Origin of the sequence: Streptomyces sp. NPDC001890 (assembly GCF_042891445.1) — a bacterium.
GTDB lineage: Bacteria > Actinomycetota > Actinomycetes > Streptomycetales > Streptomycetaceae > Streptomyces.
Map to the genome: position 1 here is coordinate 434245 of NZ_JBIATE010000002.1, position 21106 is coordinate 455350.

The 21106-nt window shown below is 71.3% G+C and carries 22 protein-coding genes and 1 pseudogene; 11 read left to right on the forward strand and 12 right to left on the reverse strand.

Annotation, left to right across the window (positions count from 1 at the left end):
• Positions 1–210 precede the first annotated feature (210 nt).
• Positions 211–957, reverse strand: a complete 747-nt coding sequence (locus ACFYY1_RS08135; protein ID WP_388582369.1) for an IPT/TIG domain-containing protein — start codon at positions 955–957, stop codon at positions 211–213.
• Positions 958–2137: 1180 nt separating this feature from the next.
• On the opposite strand from ACFYY1_RS08135, the gene ACFYY1_RS08140 reads away from it, so the two are divergent.
• The 3 genes from ACFYY1_RS08140 (at position 2138) to ACFYY1_RS08150 (ending at position 3385) form a co-directional block, all read left to right on the forward strand.
• Positions 2138–2461 carry a Scr1 family TA system antitoxin-like transcriptional regulator gene (locus tag ACFYY1_RS08140; RefSeq protein WP_388582372.1) on the forward strand — a complete coding sequence of 108 codons (324 nt, stop codon included), beginning with the start codon at positions 2138–2140 and terminating at the stop codon, positions 2459–2461.
• Positions 2448–2654 carry a DUF397 domain-containing protein gene (locus ACFYY1_RS08145; RefSeq protein ID WP_388582375.1) on the forward strand — a complete coding sequence of 69 codons (207 nt, stop codon included), beginning with the start codon at positions 2448–2450 and terminating at the stop codon, positions 2652–2654. Before ACFYY1_RS08140 ends, ACFYY1_RS08145 begins: the two co-directional genes overlap by 14 nt.
• Positions 2655–2830: 176 nt before the next feature.
• Positions 2831–3385, forward strand: a complete 555-nt coding sequence (locus tag ACFYY1_RS08150; protein WP_388582378.1) for a hypothetical protein — start codon at positions 2831–2833, stop codon at positions 3383–3385.
• A gap of 534 nt (positions 3386–3919) precedes the next feature.
• Here the strand turns inward: ACFYY1_RS08150 and ACFYY1_RS08155 are convergent.
• The 3 genes from ACFYY1_RS08155 to ACFYY1_RS08165 all read right to left on the reverse strand — a co-directional run bounded on the left by ACFYY1_RS08155 (position 3920) and on the right by ACFYY1_RS08165 (position 6614).
• Entirely contained in the window at positions 3920–4474 is a 555-nt protein-coding gene (locus ACFYY1_RS08155; RefSeq protein WP_388582380.1) for an RICIN domain-containing protein, read from the reverse strand.
• Positions 4475–4759: 285 nt separating this feature from the next.
• Positions 4760–5425 (reverse strand): peptide-methionine (S)-S-oxide reductase MsrA, encoded by a 666-nt coding sequence (msrA, locus tag ACFYY1_RS08160; RefSeq protein WP_388582382.1) that lies wholly within the window; start codon positions 5423–5425, stop codon positions 4760–4762.
• Positions 5426–5510: 85 nt separating this feature from the next.
• Positions 5511–6614: a hypothetical protein gene (locus ACFYY1_RS08165; RefSeq protein WP_388582384.1), complete on the reverse strand. Its 1104-nt coding sequence runs from the start codon at positions 6612–6614 to the stop codon at positions 5511–5513.
• A gap of 68 nt (positions 6615–6682) precedes the next feature.
• On the opposite strand from ACFYY1_RS08165, the gene ACFYY1_RS08170 reads away from it, so the two are divergent.
• Positions 6683–7828 (forward strand): cystathionine gamma-synthase, encoded by a 1146-nt coding sequence (locus ACFYY1_RS08170; protein WP_388582386.1) that lies wholly within the window; start codon positions 6683–6685, stop codon positions 7826–7828.
• A 78-nt stretch (positions 7829–7906) separates the two neighbouring features.
• On the opposite strand, the pseudogene ACFYY1_RS08175 reads toward ACFYY1_RS08170, so the two are convergent.
• From ACFYY1_RS08175 to ACFYY1_RS08190, 4 genes and pseudogenes are all read right to left on the reverse strand, one after another.
• Positions 7907–8096, reverse strand: a pseudogene (locus ACFYY1_RS08175) (DUF1059 domain-containing protein).
• 65 nt (positions 8097–8161) lie between these two features.
• The gene (locus ACFYY1_RS08180) at positions 8162–8410 is read right to left on the reverse strand and encodes a hypothetical protein (RefSeq protein WP_388582389.1); all 249 of its coding nucleotides are present in this window, start codon (positions 8408–8410) and stop codon (positions 8162–8164) included.
• Positions 8407–8901: a sigma factor-like helix-turn-helix DNA-binding protein gene (locus ACFYY1_RS08185; protein ID WP_388583451.1), complete on the reverse strand. Its 495-nt coding sequence runs from the start codon at positions 8899–8901 to the stop codon at positions 8407–8409. The genes ACFYY1_RS08180 and ACFYY1_RS08185 overlap by 4 nt, the downstream gene beginning before the upstream one ends.
• Positions 8902–8975: 74 nt before the next feature.
• Positions 8976–9506 carry a MarR family winged helix-turn-helix transcriptional regulator gene (locus ACFYY1_RS08190; protein ID WP_388582392.1) on the reverse strand — a complete coding sequence of 177 codons (531 nt, stop codon included), beginning with the start codon at positions 9504–9506 and terminating at the stop codon, positions 8976–8978.
• 156 nt (positions 9507–9662) lie between these two features.
• Between ACFYY1_RS08190 and ilvA the strand changes: the two genes are divergently transcribed.
• The 3 genes from ilvA (at position 9663) to ACFYY1_RS08205 (ending at position 13000) form a co-directional block, all read left to right on the forward strand.
• Positions 9663–10892 carry a threonine ammonia-lyase gene (gene ilvA / locus ACFYY1_RS08195; protein ID WP_388582395.1) on the forward strand — a complete coding sequence of 410 codons (1230 nt, stop codon included), beginning with the start codon at positions 9663–9665 and terminating at the stop codon, positions 10890–10892.
• 198 nt (positions 10893–11090) lie between these two features.
• The gene (locus ACFYY1_RS08200) at positions 11091–12149 is read left to right on the forward strand and encodes an ATP-binding cassette domain-containing protein (RefSeq protein WP_388582398.1); all 1059 of its coding nucleotides are present in this window, start codon (positions 11091–11093) and stop codon (positions 12147–12149) included.
• Between the two features lie 65 nt (positions 12150–12214).
• Positions 12215–13000 (forward strand): ABC transporter permease, encoded by a 786-nt coding sequence (locus tag ACFYY1_RS08205; RefSeq protein WP_388583453.1) that lies wholly within the window; start codon positions 12215–12217, stop codon positions 12998–13000.
• Positions 13001–13067: 67 nt separating this feature from the next.
• Here ACFYY1_RS08205 and greA read toward each other — a convergent pair whose 3' ends face one another.
• Both greA and ACFYY1_RS08215 read right to left on the reverse strand, forming a co-directional pair.
• Positions 13068–13565 (reverse strand): transcription elongation factor GreA, encoded by a 498-nt coding sequence (greA, locus tag ACFYY1_RS08210; protein ID WP_093550387.1) that lies wholly within the window; start codon positions 13563–13565, stop codon positions 13068–13070.
• Between the two features lie 183 nt (positions 13566–13748).
• Positions 13749–14165 carry a DUF4307 domain-containing protein gene (locus tag ACFYY1_RS08215; protein WP_388582402.1) on the reverse strand — a complete coding sequence of 139 codons (417 nt, stop codon included), beginning with the start codon at positions 14163–14165 and terminating at the stop codon, positions 13749–13751.
• A 98-nt stretch (positions 14166–14263) separates the two neighbouring features.
• On the opposite strand from ACFYY1_RS08215, the gene mca reads away from it, so the two are divergent.
• On the forward strand, positions 14264–15145 hold the full coding sequence (mca, locus tag ACFYY1_RS08220) for a mycothiol conjugate amidase Mca (protein WP_388582404.1): 882 nt from the start codon (positions 14264–14266) through the stop codon (positions 15143–15145).
• Between the two features lies 1 nt (position 15146).
• Positions 15147–15380 (forward strand): hypothetical protein, encoded by a 234-nt coding sequence (locus ACFYY1_RS08225; RefSeq protein ID WP_388582407.1) that lies wholly within the window; start codon positions 15147–15149, stop codon positions 15378–15380.
• 132 nt (positions 15381–15512) lie between these two features.
• Here the strand turns inward: ACFYY1_RS08225 and ACFYY1_RS08230 are convergent, their stop codons facing one another.
• Positions 15513–18797: a tetratricopeptide repeat protein gene (locus tag ACFYY1_RS08230; RefSeq protein ID WP_388582410.1), complete on the reverse strand. Its 3285-nt coding sequence runs from the start codon at positions 18795–18797 to the stop codon at positions 15513–15515.
• Between the two features lie 160 nt (positions 18798–18957).
• On the opposite strand from ACFYY1_RS08230, the gene ACFYY1_RS08235 reads away from it, so the two are divergent.
• Together ACFYY1_RS08235 and ACFYY1_RS08240 are read left to right on the forward strand one after the other, a co-directional pair.
• Positions 18958–19341 carry a VOC family protein gene (locus ACFYY1_RS08235; RefSeq protein WP_388582413.1) on the forward strand — a complete coding sequence of 128 codons (384 nt, stop codon included), beginning with the start codon at positions 18958–18960 and terminating at the stop codon, positions 19339–19341.
• A 78-nt stretch (positions 19342–19419) separates the two neighbouring features.
• Positions 19420–20010 (forward strand): TetR/AcrR family transcriptional regulator, encoded by a 591-nt coding sequence (locus ACFYY1_RS08240; RefSeq protein WP_388582416.1) that lies wholly within the window; start codon positions 19420–19422, stop codon positions 20008–20010.
• 13 nt (positions 20011–20023) lie between these two features.
• Here the strand turns inward: ACFYY1_RS08240 and ACFYY1_RS08245 are convergent, their stop codons facing one another.
• Positions 20024–21046, reverse strand: coding sequence for an SMP-30/gluconolactonase/LRE family protein (locus ACFYY1_RS08245; RefSeq protein WP_388582418.1), 1023 nt, complete (start codon positions 21044–21046; stop codon positions 20024–20026).
• Between the last annotated feature and the right edge of the window lie 60 nt (positions 21047–21106).

Here is a 21106-nt window from a genome sequence, read left to right on the forward strand (position 1 = left end):
GGATGGGATGGGACGGGACGAGGGGACCGGAATGTGAAGGTCGGGCGCCGCCCGGACCTCCTGGCCGGGCGGCGCGAGCGAGTGGTGCCGAGTGGGTACCCGCCCGGCCGGGTGCCGAGAGCGCCGACCGGGGCGGGCATCATGCACCGCAAGCGGTACCGGCGCCGGGCGCTGTTCCGCGCCGACGGCCGGTGCCACCGCCGTGGCGGATCAGATACCGGGGCCCGCCACATAGGTGAAGGCGCCGACGTCCGTGGCCGTGCCCGCGGGGTTGGAGAGACCCACGTCGACCGCACCGACGGTACCGGCCGGGGTGACGGCGGACACTGTCGTCGCGTTGACGACCGTGAACGGTGCCGGCACCGAGTCGAACGTGACCTGACTCGTCGAGGTCAGGTTGGTGCCCGTGATCGTCACCGCCGTTCCGCCGGACGTCGGTCCGGAGGCCGGAGCGATCCCGGTGATGGTCGGGACGTCGATGTACGTGTACGACAGACCGTTGTTGGACCCTCCGGCGGTCGTCACACTGACGCCCACCGGCCCGGCTGCCGCACCCGCGGGCACGACGACGCTGATCTGGCTGTCCGACAGCACCGTCGGTGTGGCGGTATTGGCGCCGAAGGACACCCCCGTCGCGGTGGACAGACCGGTGCCGCTGATGACGACGGTGTTGCCGCCCGCGGTGGGGCCCGAGCTCACGCTCAGACCGGACTTGAACGGGGCGCCGACGTAGAAGAACGGGATCGGATTGCTGGTTCCGCCCGGGGTGGTCACCGTCACGCCGACCGTGCCGGAACCGGACGGTGAGACAGCGGTGACCTGGGTGGGCGAGACGTTGGTGACACCGGTCGCCGGCTTGGCGCCGAAGAGCACCGCGGTGGTGCCCGTGAGGTTGGTGCCCGTGATGGTGACGGTGGTACCGCCACCGGTGGAGCCCTGGTTGGGACTGATTGGCATGATCGTCCTCCGTGTTCCCTGAACTGACCTCTCGAATGCCGAAGTTGACTTCGAGACGGGCCCGGAGCGGGGCCCATGGCCGCGGCTTGGACCACCGGGACGCTGTCCGGCCCCGGCCGTCCGCGCTCACCTCCCGCTCGACCGGTCCCCGGGGACGCCGCTGGGCGAGCCCGGGGAACCTTCCGAAGGACGCCTGTCGTGGGGAACCGCGCCGTCATTGGCTGTACGCCGAGCAGGGCACTCGGAGCCGTGATGAGCCGAGTCGCGCCGGCCGACCCCGCAGGCCGTGGCCGGCCGGTCGCTCTCGTGGCCCCGATGACGAGGTGTTCGGTGTGCGCGCATGGATCGCGCACCGCTCACTTGCAGAGGCCGGAGGCTGCCGCATCAGCCCCTGCTGCTGTTCGGCAGGGACGACTGGTCGGATCCAAGTCCTCTACAGGGGTGCCCATCGCGGCCATCCGGAGCAAAAGATGCCGAGGCCCATCATGCGTGGACGGTCGGCGAACAGAACGGTTCCGCGTCCCCCGGAGAGGGATGGGCGGCCCACCGGTTCGGTTACGCAAGTGACCCATACAACTGGAATATGACACAAGTGCCATGACGGGCGACCACCTGAACGGACGATGGTACGAGGGCGGGCGCATCAGTACGCCGGGGGTACCCGAATCCGCCGCTTCTTTCACTATGCGCCCCGGTGCAGGAGGCCGGTGGCAGGGCGAGCTGAGCGAGGGGTTCTGTGCGCGGCCCTGCTCAAGGCGGGAGCAGCACTCGATGCTGACGCCGGCCAGGGCGGGTGACCTCGTCACGGCGCAGCCCGGGTACACGGCGAGCGCGCCGGTCGTCGGGCAGTCCGGCCCGGTCCGGGGGTAAGCGCGGCGCGCCGGGAGCGCAGGAAATCGGCGATCTCGCACGAGGGCGGCGGCACACCCCGGCAGTGGCCCCGCCCGCCGCGTCGCACTGCGCGGCGGGCAGGGCGGCCTTGAGCTGGACCATCCTTCCCACGCCCTGGATTCAGCGTGGATGCTCTCCGCCACGCCGCTGGTGGGCGACATGGCTTGCCAGTGCATCGAGCTGTCGGCAGTGGTAGTCAGTGCTTGGCGAGAGCCCTCGCAGCTGCACTTCCCACGGCCGGCCGCCAGGCCGTACGACGACGGCGCAGGCACCCCTGGCGTGAAGCACCATGCAGGGCATCTCCTTGACCCGGTCGAACACCACCTGGCCAGGCCTCAGCTGCCGCCAGGACGTCCCGTTCGCGGCAGGCTTTCACCTGGGGGTATTGTCCGGCGCGTTCGGCGTCTTGCGGTTCCCGCGCAACCGCGACGGAAGCGAGAGCGAGCCGCCCACGGTGTACGCCGACGGCTTCACTGGAGACCTCTACCTGGACAAGCCCGCCGAAGTGGCTCGCTACAACGCGGCCTTCGCCGACATCTGTACCAAGGCAAGCGACGAACAGGCCTCGCGGCGTCTGATCTCTGAAGTGTCAGGGAGTTATGAAAAGCAATAGTTCAACCGGTTTGGTGTGGTTCAAGTCCAGCTACAGCAACCAGCAGTCAGCCTGCGTGGAGGTGGCGGACGGTGCTGCCGGCCTCGTGCCGGTGCGGGACAGCAAGGACGCCTCCGGACCCGTTGTCGCCTTCAGCGGTCGCAGCTGGTCAGCGTTCATCGCTGATGTGAAGGCGGGACCTGGCGCCCGCTGACCGTCGCCCCGGCGGTCGCTCCGGCAGGTTGCCGAGGTTGAGATCGTGATGCTGTGACCGGGCCGACGGCCAGGCCGGTCACAGCAACGACGCGACATCACCCTCCCGAACGCGCGGTGTCAGACCCAGCGGATAGCGTCCTCGCCACCGGTCAACACCCCGTCCAAGGAGCCCTCTTGAGCGACGCGTACTCTCCCGTCCCCGAACTGAACTTGCTCAAGGAGTTCCAGGACAGCCTCGAAGGGCAGTTCTTCGCACCCGGATTCGAGCTGTTCGAGTACGACAAGGGCCTGGACTGGTTCTGCGGCGACGCACCCGACGCATACCTGGACCGGCTGATCCCGTTCGCGTACGCGACGTCCTCCGGCTCGTACTACGCCCTGTGGCGCTGCGACGACCGCACCGACCTCGCCACCCTGCCCGTCATCTTCTTCGGTGACGAGGGCGACGTCTGTGTCGAGGCCTGCAACCTGCGCGAACTCTTCTTTCTGCTCGCCGTCGAGCCGGACGACGCCGAGGACCGCGCCCGCCTCGCCGCCCCACGCCAGAGGTATCACGTGTGGCTGCAACAGAACTTCCCGCTCACGCCGCTCGACGACGCGGGGGTCATCGACAGGGAGATCCGGGCCGAGTACACCCGGCGGTTCGGCGACTGGGTCTCGGAGTTCGCCTCCGAGGACCTCCTCGGAGATGTGCTCGGCACACTCGGCCAGGACGTACCCGCGTCATAGGCGCCGTCACCCGCGAATCTCTGCCGCGCACGGGCCGTTCGCCTTCCGCGTCGCCCCGGGTGAGGCCCCCGCCGCCAGGCGCAAGGCCGGATCGGTCCAACTCTTCTCTGCTTGCTCAAGGGCGCGCCTGCGGCGTTCCGCCGACTCCGGCCGAACGGCCACTGCCCGCACCCCGAAACGCCGCCCCTGACCAGCAGGAAGGTGCCCGCCGGCCAAAACAGGCAGGCGGGCACCGAGTGGCTGATCAGCGATCACAAGCAGCGGCATGCTTCCGCGTGTCGGCGGACGCGGGCGACACCCCCGCCGAGAACTTGCCGAGCTTGCATCCGCTGCACGTCACCCATCGACAGCCACGCGGGCCTTTCTGGTGGAGCCCGGCGCGATCGCCGACGACGCAGGGCGTGACCTCCGCGCAGCGGCGACCATGGTTCGGACCTGGAGCCTTGCCCGAAGGCCCGATTCCTTCTGCGCGGAGCGGGTCCCTGGAGATCCTTTCGCAGCGGTACCACCTGTGGTCGACGGCGGGTGAGGTGCTCAGTGGGACGGGTGGATCGCGAAGCGCTGGGCGAAGTCGCCTTCGCACTGGTACTGGACGATGCCGGCACCGTTGTTGGGGTCGCGGTTGGCGACGGTCAGGCACTTGTCCGCGAACGTCCTGATCTCGTACTGTCCGCCGCCGACCGGGACGAGGTCGAAGCGTTGGGCGAAGTCGCCTTCGCACTGGTACTGGACGATCCTGGCACCGTTGTTGGGGTTGCGGTTGGCGACGGTCAGGCACTTGTCCGCGAACGTCCTGATCTCGTACTGTCCGCCACCGACCGGGACGAGGCTGAAGCGTTGGGCGAAGTCGCCTTCGCACTGGTACTGGACGATGTCGGCACCGTTGTTGGGGTTGCGGTTGGCGACGGTCAGGCACTTGTCCGCGAACGTCCTGATGTCACGGACCGGGACAGCGGCCTTCGACTGCTGAGCATGTGATGACGTGGCTGCCGCAGCGGCTTGCGGCATGGCTGCCACCGGGACGAGAGTCGCCGCCACCGCAGCAGCGGCTACCGCCCCCCAAGCGACCTTTCCGAACTTGACGCGCATTCGTACCCCTTTCACCTGCGACGGAACACCCGTGCTCACGGCCGTCGTTTTGAATCGGAACAGTCGAATCGTCCCGTTTCATCAGGGCATCCAGGAAGGGCAGAAGGGGCAAATCACCCTCGAAGGGGGCGCTCGAAGCTTCCGGGGACAAGCCTTCCCACGAGTCGCGCCCCCTGCTGGCTCGGCACTGGACCCCGGAGCGGACCTCGAAAATTGCGCCCTCATCAGCAGGAAGGTGCCCGCCGGCCCAAAGCGGGCGGGCACTCACCGGCCCCAGTTGGTCTGTCACTCCCCAGCCGGAGCGACCCCGATCGGGCAGGAGACGCCCGTGCCGCCGATGCCGCAGTAGCCCGCCGGGTTCTTGTCGAGGTACTGCTGGTGGTAGCCCTCCGCGGGCCAGAAGGTGCGGCCCTGCGCCGGGAGGATCTCCGTGGTGATCGCGCCGTGCCCAGCGGCTGTGAGGACCTTCTGGTAGGCCTCGCGGGAGGCAGTCACCGCCGCCTCCTGGGCGGGGGAGTGGGTGTAGATCGCCGAGCGGTACTGGGTGCCCACGTCGTTGCCCTGGCGGAAGCCCTGGGTCGGGTCGTGGGACTCCCAGAAGAGCTTCAGCAGCTCGGGGTACGAGACGGTCTCCGGGTCGAAGACGACGCGGACCGCCTCCGTGTGGCCGGTCAGGCCCGAGCAGACCTCTTCGTACGCGGGGTTCTCGGTGTAGCCGCCCTGGTAGCCGACGAGCGTCGTCCAGACGCCCTCCGTCTGCCAGAACTTGCGCTCGGCGCCCCAGAAACAGCCCAGCGCGAAGTCCGCGACCTCCAGGCCCTCCGGGTACGGGCCCACCAGGGGGTTGCCGAGGACCGTGTGGTGGGTGGGGACGGTGAATTCGGGGGTGGGGCGGCCCTTCAGGGCCTCCTCCGGGGTGGGGAGCTGGGGGGTACGGCGTTGCAGGAACATGCGGGGGCTCCTCCTGGGGTGAGTGTGCAGTGCGTACAACGCGGTGGGGGTGTCATGGATTCCGCCCGGCCCCACGCGCGTGCCGTCAGTGCGGCAGGGTCGCCGGGGTGCCGCCGTTCGCCTCGTAGCCGGCCACCGCCAGCGCCCGGTAGACCGTGTACTCGGCGGCCGGGTCGGGGCCCTGTGTCCACGGCAGCGCGCCGACGTGGCCGTCGATGTGGACGAGCTGGGCCATCGCCTCCGACCAGCGTTCCATCCGGACCAGGAAGAGGACCAGGAGGTGGCGGACGTGGGCGAGCATCGGGTCGTCGGGGCGGGCCGCGTGCACCGCGAACAGGGCGCCCTCGACCGCCTTGGTCACCACCGCGCTGCGGTAGAAGCCCTGCACCAGATTGACCTCGGGCAGGTGCTCGTACACCGCGAAGAGCGGCAGCGCGGCCAGCAGCGAGCCCTGCGGGGCGCGGGCGGCGGCCGCGGTGGCGAAGCGGTCGGCCTCCTCGCGCGAACCGTGCCACTTCTCGCACCAGAAGTGCAGCGCGGCGATGTGCGCGCCCATGTGGGCCGGGGCCCGGTCCATCACCTTCGCCCAGAGCTGGTCGAACTCCTCGTGGGAGTAACCCAGTCCGCGGGAGACGGCCAGTTCGGTGAGGTACGGAACGGGGTCGCCCGGCGCCAGCAGAGCCGCCTCGCCGCAGACCGTACGGGCCTCCTCCAGGATGATCCGGAAGTCGTCCGTCCCGGCGGTCGACGAACGCCACGCCTGCTGCACCAGGAACTCCGCGTGCACCGCCGCGCCGCCCGCGTCCTTCGGCGCCTCGGCCCGCCATGCGCGCAGCCACGCACCACCGACCCCGGGCTGCTGCGCCAGCTCCAGCGAGGCGGCCCCGGCGAAGGCCTGCACCCGCTGCCACCGCACCTCGCCCTCCTTGGGCGTACCGGCCAGCAGCTGCGAGGCGGCCCGCCAGTCCTGGGAACGCTGCACGACGTCGAGCACGTCCAGGAGGTCCTGGTCCGGGCCCGGCAGCCGGATGTCCAGCTCCTCCTGGCGCACGAAGCCGTACGCGTCCGGGTCCGCGGCGTCCGGGGAACCCGGCGCGACCAGGCGGATCCCGCCCCGGCGGCGCAGCACGAAGGGGCCGATGACGGCCGCGAGCATGCACAGGGCGATCAGGAACCAGAGAATCTCCATGCCCCCATTGTCACCGGACGGCCCGGTAGTCCGGTGGGCGCCCTCGTGACGAACTACGCTCGGGCCCCATGAGCGACCAGCACAGCTTCGAGACCCTCGCGATCCACGCGGGAAACACCGCCGATCCCCTCACCGGCGCCGTTGTTCCGCCCATCTACCAGGTGTCCACGTACAAGCAGGACGGCGTGGGCGGACTGCGCGGCGGCTACGAGTACAGCCGCAGCGCCAACCCGACCCGTACCGCCCTGGAAGAGAACCTCGCGGCCCTGGAGGGCGGCCGCCGCGGGCTCGCCTTCGCCTCCGGCCTCGCCGCCGAGGACTGCCTGCTCCGTACGCTGCTGACCCCCGGCGACCACGTGGTCATCCCGAACGACGCCTACGGCGGCACGTTCCGGCTGTTCGCGAAGGTCGTCTCGCGGTGGGGCGTCGAGTTCTCCGTCGCCGACACCTCGGACGTGGCGGCGGTACGGGCGGCGATCACCCCGCGCACCAAGGCGATCTGGGTGGAGACCCCGTCCAACCCGCTGCTCGGCATCACCGACATCGCGGCGATCGCCGGTGTGGCCCGCGCCGCGGGCGCCCGTCTGGTCGTCGACAACACCTTCGCCAGCCCCTACCTCCAGCAGCCCCTCGCCCTGGGCGCCGATGTGGTGGTCCACTCCACCACGAAGTACATGGGCGGTCACTCGGACGTCGTCGGCGGTGCGCTGATCGTCAACGACCCCGAACTCGCCGATGAGTTGGCGTACCACCAGAACGCGATGGGTGCGGTCGCCGGGCCGTTCGACGCCTGGCTGGTGCTGCGCGGCATCAAGACCCTCGCGGTCCGCATGGACCGGCACTGCGAGAACGCCACCAAGGTCACCGAGCTGCTCACCCGGCACCCCAAGGTGACCCAGGTCCTCTACCCGGGACTGCCCGAGCACCCCGGTCACGAGGTCGCCGCCAAGCAGATGAAGGCCTTCGGCGGCATGGTGTCCTTCCGCGTCCAGGGCGGCGAGGAGGCGGCGGTCCAGGTCTGCAACCGGGCGAAGCTGTTCACCCTCGGTGAGTCGCTGGGCGGCGTCGAGTCGCTCGTGGAGCACCCGGGCCGGATGACGCACGCCTCGGCGGCGGGCTCCCCGCTGGAGGTGCCGGCCGACCTGGTCCGCGTCTCCGTCGGCATCGAGAACGCCGACGACCTGCTGGCCGACCTGACGCAGGCGCTCGGCTAGAGCCGGCCAATCAGGAAACCCGGCGGGAATCCGGGCGGGCTCGAACGCTTCGAGTCCGCCCGGCCGTCCGGGGCCTTCTCAGGCGTCGGCCTGCTCGTCCTCCAGCATCGCCCGGATCTGTTCGCGCAGTTCCGGGCTGTCGGTGTGTTCATGGACGGAGACCGCGTGTTCCGTTGCGGCCCGTACGACTTCCTCCTCCTCACCGGAGATGGTGAGCGAGCAGTGCGACACTCGGATGCTTGCGGCAGTCGGCGATCTTCCTGGTCATGGCAGCCTCCCGGGGACCGTCACGCAATCCCGCACATACCAGGATAGTTCGGCGGTCATCACCGCTCACCAACCGTCCAGCGGCGTCGTCTCGGCCGGTGGTACCTGCCAGGGGTGTACCGCCATCGCCCAGACCGCGAAGGCCACCACCGCGACGCACGCCACCACCAGCATCAGCCGACGGACGAACAGCCGCCGGCGCAGCAGCCGCCCGCCGCGCTGCGCCGCCCGCCGCGCCAGATCGGCGGGCACCTGTGGATGCGGGCCGTCCAGCATCCGCCGGACCTCGTCCTCCCGGTCGCCGCTGCGGCTCACCGCGCGACCCCCAGCGGGCCCGCCGGACCCCGCCGCGCCGTGGGACGGCGGGTGCCGCGCATCGTGGCCACCGAGCGGTTGCAGAGCGCCCGCACCCGGTCCACCGGCAGACCGAGCAGCGCCGCGGTCTGCTCCTCCGCGACCCCCTCGTACAGCCGCAGTACGAGGACGAGACGCTCCTGCGGTGTCAGCGGGTCCAGCAGACCGCCGCGCGGCCGGTGATGGTGCCAGACCTCTTCGGCGAACCGGACGGCGAGCTCGCGCCGGGTGCGGTCGTACGGATCCTCGCCGCGCAGCCGGTCCCACTGCGCGTATGTGCACGCCAGCGCGGCCGTCAGCAGCCGCTGGGCCCGGGGATTGGCTCCCGGCGGCCGCATCGGCTCGGCGGTGAGCAGCGTGGCGGTGTGCAGCAGGCGGCCGGCCGCGCCCGCGACGAAGGTCTCGAACTCCTGGGCGCGGCGCCGCTCCCGGCCCGTCTGGCGCTCTCGCACAGTCCACATCCGAGCCCCTTCGCGGGCTCCTGGTCAAGAGGCGTGCAGCAGGTCGGCCCGGGGCCGGGACGCCCTCAGCCGGCCGGTGGCGCCTGGTGCGAGGTCTGGCGGGCGGCCAGCGACGCGTTGAACCGGGTGAGCAGCGCGCAGAACGTCTCGCGCTCCTCGGTCGTCCAACCGTCCGTCACCTGCGTCATGAGCTCGCGGCGGGAGCCGCGGACCTCGTCCAGCCGGGCCTGGCCGCGCGGCGACAGCTGGAGCACGACGGCCCGGCCGTCCTCGGGGTGCGAGGTGCGCTTGACCAGTCCGGTGTCGACGAGCGGGGCGACCTGCCGGGTCACGGTCGAGGAGTCGATCCCCATGCCCGCGGCGAGCGCCTTGACGCCCATCGGCCCTTCCCGGTCCAGCCGGTTGAGCAGGAGGTAGGCGGCCCGGTCCATGGAATTGCGCACCTGGCCGACACCGCCGAGGCGGGTCTGCTCGGCACGGCGGGCGAATACCGCGACCTGGTGCTGCAGGGCGTCGAGGACGTGGTCGGAACCCGTGGGTTCGGGGGCGGCGCCCCCGGAAGGAGACGCAGCTGTCGTCATGTCCTGAGGGGGCATGGCCGGGGGCTCTCTTCGTGCGGTGTCGGATGGGTGGGGGACAGAGTACGCGGCCACGGGGCAACGCGTACCAGCGCTGCGCAAACCCGTGGACAACGGCCCAGGAGGGGACGGGACGCGGCGGCCGGTGCCCTGCCGAGCTGCAAGACTTACCGTATGAACTTCCGCGCGACCGGCCACTTTCCCCCGCTGATCCTCGACGACGTCCGCGGAGCGCAGAAGATGCTCTCCGGTGTGGCCAGGATGACCGCCATGGAAGGCAGCCGCCATCTGACCGACCTGGTGGGCGCGCCGGTCCACCTCAAGTGCGAGAACCTGCAGCGGACCGGCTCGTTCAAACTGCGTGGTGCGTATGTACGCATCGCGGGGCTGTCGCCGGTGGAGCGGGCGGCCGGGGTCGTCGCCGCGAGCGCCGGAAACCATGCGCAGGGTGTCGCACTCGCGTCTGCGCTGCTCGGCGTACGGTCGACGGTCTTCATGCCGGTCGGGGCGCCGCTGCCGAAGGTGGCCGCCACCCGCCAGTACGGGGCCGAGGTCCGGCTGCACGGACATGTCGTCGACGAGACGCTGGCCGCCGCGCAGGAGTACGCACAGGAGACCGGTGCGGTCTTCATCCACCCCTTCGACCACCCGGACATCATCGCCGGGCAGGGCACGGTGGGCCTGGAGATCCTCGAACAGTGCCCCGAGGTGCGGACCATCGTCGTGGGGATGGGCGGCGGCGGGCTCGCGGCGGGCATCGCGGTGGCGGTCAAGGCGGTCCGGCCCGACGTACGGATCGTCGGGGTGCAGGCGGCGGGCGCGGCCTGCTACCCGCCGTCGCTGGCGGTCGGCCATCCGGTGTCGATCGATTCGCCGACCACGATGGCGGACGGCATCAAGGTGGGGCGCCCCGGCGATGTGCCGTTCGAGCTGGTCAGGGAGTGGGTCGACGAGGTCCGTACGGTCTCCGAGGACGAGCTGTCCAGTGCGCTGCTGCTCTGCCTGGAGCGGGCGAAACTGGTGGTGGAACCGGCCGGGGCGAGCCCGGTCGCGGCGCTGCTGAGCGACCCGAAGTCGTTCCACGGACCGGTGGTCGCGCTCCTTTCGGGCGGCAACGTGGACCCGCTGCTGATGCAGCGCGTCCTGACCCACGGCATGGTGGCGGCCGGCCGGTACCTGAGCCTGCGGCTGCGGCTTGCCGACCGCCCCGGCGCGCTGGCCACGCTGCTGGGCGTGCTCTCGGTGGTCGACGCCAATGTGCTCGACATCGGTCATGTGCGGACCGATCCCCGGCTCGGGCTCACCGAGGTCGAGGTGGAGCTCCAGCTGGAGACGAAGGGCCCGGAGCACTGCGCGGAGGTCTCGGCGGCACTGCGGGACGCGGGTTATCTGGTGATGGACTGAGGCGCGGGCCGCCCGGTGACGGACCGACCCGTACGGCGTCGTACCGAACCCTTGCCTGTCGCGATGTATCGCGTTACGTTGCTGTGGTCGCCGGGGTGGGGCGGGCATGGCCGCCCGCAGCTGCTCGCCAGGCGCGGAAAGACCGTCAAACCTAGGATCTGTTGAGGAAGTCACCCGAACGCACTGGGGGAATCCCGTATGCCAGGCGCCATCCATGCCGAAGGCCTGGTGAAGACCTTCGGCGATGTACGAGCACTAGGCGGTGTCGATCTCGATGTGCCGGAAGGCACCGTCCTCGGACTTCTCGGCCCCAACGGCGCAGGCAAGACGACCGCCGTGCGCGTCCTCACCACGCTGCTCAGACCCGACAGCGGCAGGGCCGTCGTCGCGGGCATCGACGTACTGAAGAAGCCCAACGAGGTGCGCAGGTCGATCGGCCTCTCCGGCCAGTTCGCCGCGGTCGACGAGTATCTGACCGGCCGTGAGAACCTCCAGATGGTCGGCCAGCTCTACCAGATGACCGCACGCGACGCGAAGGCCCGGGCGGGGGAGCTGCTGGAGCGGTTCAACCTCGCCGACGCCGCCGACCGCACGGCCAAGACGTACTCCGGAGGCATGCGCCGCCGCCTCGACCTGGCCGCGGCGCTCGTCGTCTCCCCGCCGGTCATGTTCATGGACGAGCCGACCACCGGCCTCGACCCGCGCAACCGGCAGCAGCTCTGGGAGGTCATCGAGGAACTCGTCGCGGGCGGCACCACGCTGCTGCTCACCACGCAGTACCTGGAGGAGGCCGACCACCTCGCCCATGAGATCTGCGTGATCGACCACGGCCTGGTCATCGCCCGCGGCACCTCCGACGAGCTCAAGGCCCGCACCGGCGGCGAACGCGTCGAGGTCGTGGTCCACCAGCGCGACCAGATCGAACCGGCCCGCGCCGTCCTCGCCCACCTCGGCAAGGGCGAGGTCACCATCGCCGAGCACATGCGCAAGCTGACCGTCCCGGTCCTCGGCGGAGCCAAGCTGCTGGCCGAGGTCATCCGCGACCTCGACGCCCGTGGCGTGGAGATCGACGACATCGGGCTGCGCCGCCCCACCCTCGACGACGTCTTCCTCTCGCTGACCGGCCACACGGCGGGCACGCAGAACGGCGAGGGGAACGGGAACGAGGACGGGAACGGGGACGGGAACGGCGCCACGACCGGGGCCGGGGCCGACCGGGCCGATGGCTTCCTGGCGGGAACGGAGGCGGTCAAGTGAGCGCGATATCCGGAACGCCCCTGACCCCCGCCGCTCCCAGGACGGGCGGCGGGATCGGGCAGTCGATGCGCGACTCGCTCGTCATCGCCCGCCGCAACCTCATCCGGATGGCCCGGATACCCGAGATGATCATCTTCGGGCTCATCCAGCCGATCATGTTCGTCGTGCTGTTCAGCTACGTGTTCGGCGGCTCGATGATGATCGGCGGCTCCACCAGCCCCGTCGAGTACCGGAACTTCCTGATGGCCGGCATCTTCGCGCAGACCGTCACCTTCGCCACCGCCGGGGCCGGCGCGGGCATCGCCGACGACATGCACAAGGGCCTCATCGACCGGTTCCGCTCGCTGCCCATGGCGCGCGGCGCGGTGCTCACCGGCCGTACGCTCGCCGACCTCGTCCAGACGACGCTGACCCTGCTGGTCCTCGCCGTCGTCGCGCTGCTGGTCGGCTGGCGCACCCACGAGAACATCGGCAAGGTGCTCGGCGGCTTCGCGCTGCTGCTCCTGCTGGGGTACGCCTTCTCCTGGATCGGGGCGCTGATCGGCCTCTCGGTCCGTACCCCCGAGGCGGCCACCTCCGGCGGGCTGATCTGGCTCTTCCCGGTGACGTTCATCTCGAACGCCTTCGTGCCCACCGAGAACATGGCGAGCTGGCTCCAGCCGATCGCCGAATGGAATCCGTTCAGCGCCACCGTCCAGGCGTGCCGGGTGCTCTTCGGCAACCCGGGCGTGTCGCCGTCGGACGCCTGGCCGATGGTGCACCCGGTCTGGGCGTCGCTGATCTGGTCGCTGCTGATCCTGGTGGTCTTCCGCACCCTGGCGGTGCGCAAGTACCGGCAGGTGGCGGTCTGAGCACCGCCGCGCACGCCAGGAGCCCCCGGCCCGACGGGCCGGGGGCTCCTGGCGTCGGTCTGCAGGATCAGCCGGTGTACGGCTTCGCCGCGAGGATCTTCACGGTGGCCGTCTTGCCGTTCGGCAGCTCGTACTCGGCGTCGTCGCCCATCCGCTTGCCGTTCACGCCGGTGCCGAGCGGCGACTGCGGGGAGTAGGTCTCGATGTCCGAGCTCGCGTACTCGCGGGAGGCGAGCAGGAAGGTCATCGTGTCGTCCGGGTCGCCGTCGAAGGCGATCGTCACGACCATGCCGGGCTCGACCACGCCGTCGTCGGCAGGCGCCTCGCCGACCTTCGCGTGCTCCAGGAGCTGGGTCAGCTGGCGAACCCGGAGCTCCATCTTGCCCTGCTCCTCCTTGGCGGCGTGGTACCCGCCGTTCTCGCGCAGGTCGCCCTCCTCACGGGCCGCCGCGATCTTTACGGCGATTTCCGTGCGCGCGGGACCAGACAGGTACTCCAGCTCGGCCTTGAGCTGGTTGTACGCCTCCTGCGTGAGCCAGGTGACGTTTTCGCTGGTCTGGGTCACAGGGTGCTCCTCGTCGGTACTGGGAATACAAAGCATCGCCCTACCCGTAAGCATGTGCTTCCACGGGTGGGCGAAACCACGAGCCTAACAATTCCGCAGGAAAAGGGGGAGAAGGTAAAACATCAGGACCGCGTAGACGCAGGTCAGGCCCGGACGGGGCGGGTCAGGGCCGGCGTGCGCCGGTCAATGGGAGGCGCCGTCGTCGGTGGTGCAGCCCATCAGCTCGACGCTGGTGGCCCTGGACGTCGTACGCAGCGAGACGACGCGGTCGATCCGGTCGGTGCGCTCGTCGAAGCGGAAGTCCTTGCGGGCCACGTCGCTGCCGTCCTCGTGCTGCGCGCGCAGGGTGCAGTAGCCCTTGGCGTCCTTGTCCTTGCGCACTTCGAGGTGGATGTCGACCCGCTGGTCCGAGACGACCTGGCGCTTGATCACCTCGGCGCTGATGCCCTGGCCGGTGATGTAGTCGTAGCCGATCCAGCCGACCACACCGAGGAGCACGACACCCAGCACCGAGCCGATGATCTTGAGCTTGCGGTCCGCGCGCTGGTCCGCGGAGCGGCCGTAGCGGTTCTCCGGAAGCGCTTCGCGCACCGCCGTCATGATCGTTCCTCCCGTGCCGGGGATCGAGGAATTTTCCACCCCCCGGTTTCGGTCACTATAGAAGCCTGCCTACATGCCGAATCACTGAGGATCGAGTCTTGACCGAGCAGCTGCGACTGATGGCCGTCCACGCCCACCCCGACGACGAGTCGAGCAAGGGCGCGGCCACCATGGCCAAGTATGTGTCCGAGGGGGTGGACGTGCTGGTGGTGACCTGCACGGGAGGCGAGCGCGGCTCCATCCTCAATCCGAAGCTCCAGGGCGACGCGTACATCGAGGAGAACATCCACGAGGTGCGCAAGAAGGAGATGGACGAGGCCCGGGAGATCCTGGGCGTCGACCAGGAGTGGCTGGGCTTCGTCGACTCGGGTCTGCCCGAGGGCGACCCGCTGCCCCCGCTGCCCGAGGGCTGCTTCGCGCTGGAGGACGAGGAGAAGGCCGCGAGCCGGCTCGTCCGCAGCATCCGTGCGTTCCGGCCGCAGGTCGTCACGACGTACGACGAGAACGGCGGGTACCCGCACCCCGACCACATCATGACCCACAAGATCACGATGATCGCCTTCGACGGTGCGGCGGACGCCGAGCAGTTCCCGGAGTCGGAGTTCGGCCCGGTCTGGCAGCCGCAGAAGCTCTACTACAACCAGGGCTTCAACCGGCCGCGCACGGTGGCGCTGCACGAGGCGCTGCTGGCCCGTGGTCTGGAGTCGCCGTACGGCGACTGGCTGAAGCGCTGGAAGGAGTTCGAGCGCGACGAGCGCACGCTGACCACGCACGTTCCGTGTGCGGACTTCTTCGAGATCCGTGACAAGGCGCTGATCGCGCACGCCACGCAGATCGATCCGGACGGCGGCTGGTTCCGCGTCCCGATGGACATCCAGAAGGAGGTCTGGCCCACCGAGGAGTACGAGCTGGCGAAGTCTCTCGTCGATACCTCCCTCCCCGAGAGCGACCTCTTCGCGGGCATCCGCGACAATGCCTGATATGTACGCGACCCAGGCACTGACCGACCTCGTTCCGCTTGCTGAAGAGCTCGACAAGAACAAGGTGACCCCAGGCGTTCTCGGCTTCATCGTCTTCGCGGCGCTCGCCGTGGGCGTGTGGCTGCTGATGAAGTCCATGAACCGGCACATGGGCAAGGTCGACTTCGAGGAGGCCCCGGACCCGGACGCGGAGGCCGAAGCGCCCGTGGCGGCCGGTTCCGCGAAGCGGAAGTAGCCGGAAGCAGCCGGAGGCGGTCGACGGGGGCGGCCGACGGGGGCGGTTCCGGCGTTCCGGAGCCGCCCCGGCACGAGTCCGGCCGGTCGGTGACCGGCCGGACTCAGGGCTGTCCTCGGCCCGGGGCCGGCCTCAGTCGCCGGGCGGGCCGTACGCGGCCGGCACCGGCACGCCCATGACCTCCCGGGCATGACGTGTCGGTGTCATGCCCAGGCGCCACGCCTGCCACCCGTCCTCCAGGTCCACGCCACGGTTCAGCACCACCGTGAACGCCGCTGCGCAGTCCTCCAGCTTGCCGTCGCGCGCCGGGTGCCCGGCCCGCAGCAGCTCGGCCAGCTCCTCCTGGGCCACCGCCGTACCCACCTCGCTGCCGCCCGGCGAGGCGTAGGGCAGCAGCGTGCAGCGCAGGAAGCGGGCCCAGTCCGCGCCCCGCGCGTCGCCGTACGAGTCGAACAGCTCCACCGCCTCGCCGCACAGCTCCAGCGCCTGCGGGGAACGGTTGTTGCCCGCGTCGATCAGCGCCAGCTCCAGGCACGTCCACGCCTCGCCGTGGGCGACCCCGATGCGCCGGAAGTCGGCGCGGGCGTCCATCAGGAGCTGGCGGGCGAAGCCGGAGTTGCGCAGGTTCCCGGTCTGGGCCGCCCGCTGGTCACGGGTGACCCGGCCCGAGTGGTGGCGGGCGCACGCCAGCCCGTACACGTCCCGCATCCGGGAGAACATCGTGCGGGCCCGCTCCAGCTGCCGCACCGCCCGGTCCGTGTCGCCGCTCTCCTCCAGGGCCTGGCCCAGGTAGAACAGCGTCCACGCCTCGCCGCGCGCGTCCTCGTTGTCCCGGTGCCGCTCCAGCGCCAGGTTCAGCTGCTCCACCGCCGGGGCCGGGTCGCCGTCCAGGAGCCGGGCGCGGGCCAGCTGGGTCAGCGCCCACGCCTCGCCCCGCTCGTCACGGGTACGGCCGTACAGGTCCAGGGCCGTGCGCAGCGCCTCCTCGGCCCGCTCCACGGCGCCCATCCGCAGCAGGGTCTGGCCGAGCTGGAACCGCGTCCACGCCTCGCCGTGCAGCGACTCGCCTTCCCGGTGCAGGGTCAGCGCGGTGTCCAGCAGGGTCAGCGCCTCAGCGAGCCGGGCCCGGTCGCGCTCGACGGCCGCCAGGGCGTGCATCGACCAGGCCCGGTCCTCCGCCTGCTCCTCGGAGGACTGGAGCTCGATCGCCTCGCGCAGCCGCGCCGACGCCTCGGTCAGATTGCCCTGGTGGTGCAGGGTGATGCCGAGCGAGCAGAGCGCCAGCGCCGTACCCGCCCCGTTCTGCGCCTCCCGGTAGAGGCCGACCACCGACGACAGGGTGGTGCGGGCCTTGTCCAGCTCGCCGAGCTGCCGGGCCGCGATGCCGGTGCGCCACTGCACGGACCGCTCAAGCAGTCCCTTGTCCACCGCCTGCGTCAACTCGCTGATCTCGCCCAGCCGGTAGAGGTCGCCGCGCAGCAGGCAGTAGTCGCACAGCGCGCCCAGCAGGTCCAGCACGGCACCCTGGTCGACGCCCTCGGCGTGCCGCAGCGCGGAGGTGATGAAGCTCGACTCGTCGTCCAGCCAGCGCAGCGCCGCGTCCAGCGAACCGAAGCCGTGCGAGCCGAACTGGCCGGCCCGGGTGGACATCTTGCCGTCCACCATCCGGATCACCGCACCGGCCAGGTCCGCGTAGTTGCGGATCAGCCGCTCCTGCGCGGCGGTACGGTCCGACGCCTCCTCCTCGTCCCGCAGCCGGTCCAGCGCGAAGCCCCGTACGAGGTCGTGCAGCCGGTAGCGCGAGCCCCGGACATGGGTCAGCAGCCCGGCCCCGGCCAGCGCCTTCAGCAGCCGCTCGGCCTCCTGTTCGTCGGCGGACAGCAGCGCCGCCGCAGCGGCCGCCCCCAGGCTCGCCCGCCCGGCCAGCGCGAGCCGGCGAAGCAGCCGCCGCGCCTGCTCGGACTGGTCGGTGTAGCGCAGCCACAGCGCCCGCTCGACCGGCTCGACCGGACCGTACGCGGCGAGCGAGGCGGCGAGGGCGTCGCGGGTGCGGGCCCCGAGCGAGGAGCCCGCGACGCGCAGAGCGAGCGGCAGCCCGCCGCACAGCTCGGTGACGGTGTCCGTCGCCCGGGAGTCGTACGGCCCCTCCTCCCGGGTCTCGGCCGCCTCGCGCAGCAGCTCCTCCGCACCGGCCGCGTCGAGGGCGCCGACCGGCAGCTGATGGACCCGGGCCGGGACGTCGGCCGGCAGCTGGAGGGGCTCGCGGGCGGTGACCAGGACGAGGCTGTCGGAACGCTCGGGGATCAGGGTGCGCACCTGCGCCGCGTCGCCCGCGTCGTCGAGGACGACCGCCACGGGGGTGCCGGTCAGATGCTGGTGGTACAGCTCGCTCAGCCGCCGCACCTGCTGCTCGGCCGACGCCCGGCCCCGGGCCGACGGGTCCGCCCCGCCGCCGGGCGCCGCCCCGTCCCGGAACAGCAGCTGCTCACGGGGCGCGCCCAGCCGGTTCAGCAGGTGCAGCAGCGCGTCGCGGGTCGGCAGCGGGGCCTCACCGGTCACGTCGCCGCGCAGATCGACCACGCAGGCGCCGCGGAACAGGTCCTTCAGGCTGTGCGCCGCCCGCACCGCGAGCGTGGTGCGCCCCGAGCCGGGCGTGCCGTGCAGGACGACGACGGTGGGCTTGGTCTCGGTCGACGCGCGGGCCTCCCGCACCCACTGGGCGATCTGCGCCAGTTCGGTACGCCGCCCGGCGAACGGCCCGTCCTCGGCGGGCAGATGGCCGAACGACTGCTCCAGGACCGCGCGGGTACGGGCCGCCGCGCTGCGGTCCGTGCGGCGCGGCGACTGGCTGGTCCGCGACTGCGAGGGGACCTTCTTCGTCGGGGTGCGGGACGAGGCGGTGAGCATCCGCTGCTGGTCGATGAAGGGGCGGATGCCCCGTACCTCCAGCGCTGCCAGCCACTGCAGCCGCAACTGTTCGGCACCGCCGGGCTGTCCGAGCGCCCCGGCCCGGCGGTGGGCGGCGGGCCAGTGCGAGGCGGTGACCTTGGCGACGGTGGCGGTGGCCCCCGCGACCGCGACGACGGCGCCCGCGCCGAGGGCCGGCCCGGCCGCCGTACCGAACGCGACATCCGCGCCGACGGCGGCGACCGCGGCAACTCCGGTGACCAGCAGGGGAGTTCCCAGCGTGGCCCGGCTGAACCGCTGCGACAGCGGCCGCGTCCCGGCCTCCGCGGCGTCCAGCGCCTGGAGGTAAGCGGCGTACTCGTCGTCCGCCGCGGCCGCCAGCGAATCCAGCGCCGCCCGCCCGCGCGCCGTCAGCGTGGCGGCGTCCGCCCGGCCGCCCGAGCGCCGTACCTCTTCCTCCACGGCGCGCACCAACAGCCCTTCGGCTTCGGCCCGGTGGCTGTCCCGCATGTGTGTCCCCCTCCGGATACGACGGTCGGCCCTGCCTCGGCCGGGATCGCAGCCCAGTCTCCCGCTCGCGGCGCGTCGGCGCGAGGGAGTGACGCCCTGCGCTGCGCGGCGCGGGCCGGCCCGGTGGCGTACGCGGCGGAAATGCGGAAGGCTCGCGCGCATGGTTTCGGTAGTGCAGAACGTGGCGATCGACTGTGCGGATGCTTATGGGCTGGCCCGGTTCTGGAGCGGGGTGACCGGTTGTCCACTGCATCCGGAGGCCGGCCCGGGGGACCGGGAGACCCAGGTGATGCTGGAGCAGGGCCCGGTGCTGTATTTCAACCAGGTGCCCGAGCCCAAGAAGATCAAGAACCGGATCCACCTGTGTCTGCGCCCCGGGACCACGCGCGAGCAGGAGGTGGAACGGCTGCTGGGCCTCGGCGCCGCCTTCGTCGCCGATCACCGCAGTCCCGACGGCTCCGGCTGGGCGGTCCTCGCCGACCCCGAGGGCAACGAGTTCTGCGTCCTGCGCAGCGAGTCCGACCGGGCCGCGGCGCATCCCTGACGCGGGTACGCGCGCCTGCCCGCCGTCCCGGCCGGGCGGACGGGGGAGCCGCGTCCGCCCGGCCGGTACGCTGCCGGGGTGACGGAGCACACCGGGCAGGACGGGAGGCGTCCCGCGAACGACGGGCCGAAGGCGGCCGCCCGTAACCGGGCCGCTCTGGTCACCGCCGCCCGGGAGATCTTCGCGGAACACGGTCTGGAGGCGCCGCTGTCCGCGATCGCGCGCAGGGCCGGGGTAGGGCAGGGCGTTCTCTACCGGCACTTCCCGGACCGGACCGCCGCGGTGGCCGCCGTTCTGGAAGGCAATGTGCGGCAGATCGAGCAGGCGGCCGAGGCCGAGAGCGCGACCTTCGCCGGTGTTCTCGGTGTGCTGACCTGGCATCTGACCGAGTCGGCGGCCTTCATCGGTCTCCTGCACGCCGACCGGGCGGCCGGTCGCTCCGAGATCCGCACACATGCCCTGGGCCTGTCCGGACGCGTGGAGCGCGCCTTGCGGACACGGCTGCCCGGCGGTCATCGGCTGAGTGCCGCGAACGACCTCGTGCTCGCGGTCGTCATGGTCTCGGCCGCCGTGACCGGCCCCACCCGCGAGGAGCGGGAACACCGGGCGCTGGCCGCCTGGCGGCTGCTCGGCGTCGAGGTGGGGCCGGTACGGGCCTTCGACGGTTGAGCCGGGGCGGGCGTCAGCCGCCGTTGGACTGCCGGATGCCTTCCGCGAGCGCGTCGAAGGTGTACAGATATCCTCCGGCGGGGCCGCTGACGGTCATGTACGCCTTGGTCCCGCCGGGCGTGATGGCCACGTTCGTCGCCGACTCCAGACCTTCGGTCCGCGCGGGGAGCTCGACCGTCGCCAGCCGCTCACCGTGCCGGTCGTACACGGCCATGGCCGCCCGGCCGTGCAGGCCCTGGTAGAGGTTGCCGTCCGCGTCCACGGCGATCGAGTCGGTCTGCGCGATTCCGCCGTCCACGCGGATGGCGGTGTGCCGGGATGTCACCTCGCCCTCGCCGTCGAGGCGCAGGTAGGAGATCCGGTTCTCGGTGAGCTCGCTGAACCACAGGCCGCGGTGGTCCGCGTCGAACGAGATCCCGTTCGGTGCGGCCAGGTCCTCGGCCAGCACGGTGGCCTTCTTCCCCTCGCGGTCGATCCGCACCACACGCCCGTGCGCCCGGCCCTCGGACAGACCGCGTGAGTCGCTGATGTACAGATCGCCCTTCTGGTCGAAGGCGATGTCGTCGGGGTTCATCCGCGCCCCGTCGACCTCGCCGGAGAAGAAGGTCCGCGGATCGCCGCCGCCGGGGGCCAGGCTCACGACCTCGCCGTGGGCGAAGTCGCTGAGGTAGAGCCGTCCGTCGTACGGGCTGAACTGCGCCGAGGTGTAGGCCCCGCGGCCGTCGGTGTGGACCGCACGGGACGTCTTCTTCCCGACGTCGACGCGCATGACCTTGGGCTTGCCCCCGGGCGCGGTGACATCGACGACGAACAGGCCGCCGTCCTCGCCGAACGTGGGCCCCTCCAGCAAGGTCATCCCGGTCTCGGCGTGCACCTGGGTCAGTTGCATGACCTTCTGCGCGCGGATGGTCCTGCCCTCGGTCGCGGACGCCGCCTCCTGCGTCCTGGGATCGCCGCTCTGAGTGCCGCATCCGGTGAGGACCAGGGTGCCGATCGTGGCGAGCACGGCGAAGGACCGGGCCGAAAGTCGCTGCATGGGGGATCACTCTTCCTGTCCGCTGCGGGGGTGCGCAGGCCGGGGACAAGCGGCGCGCCG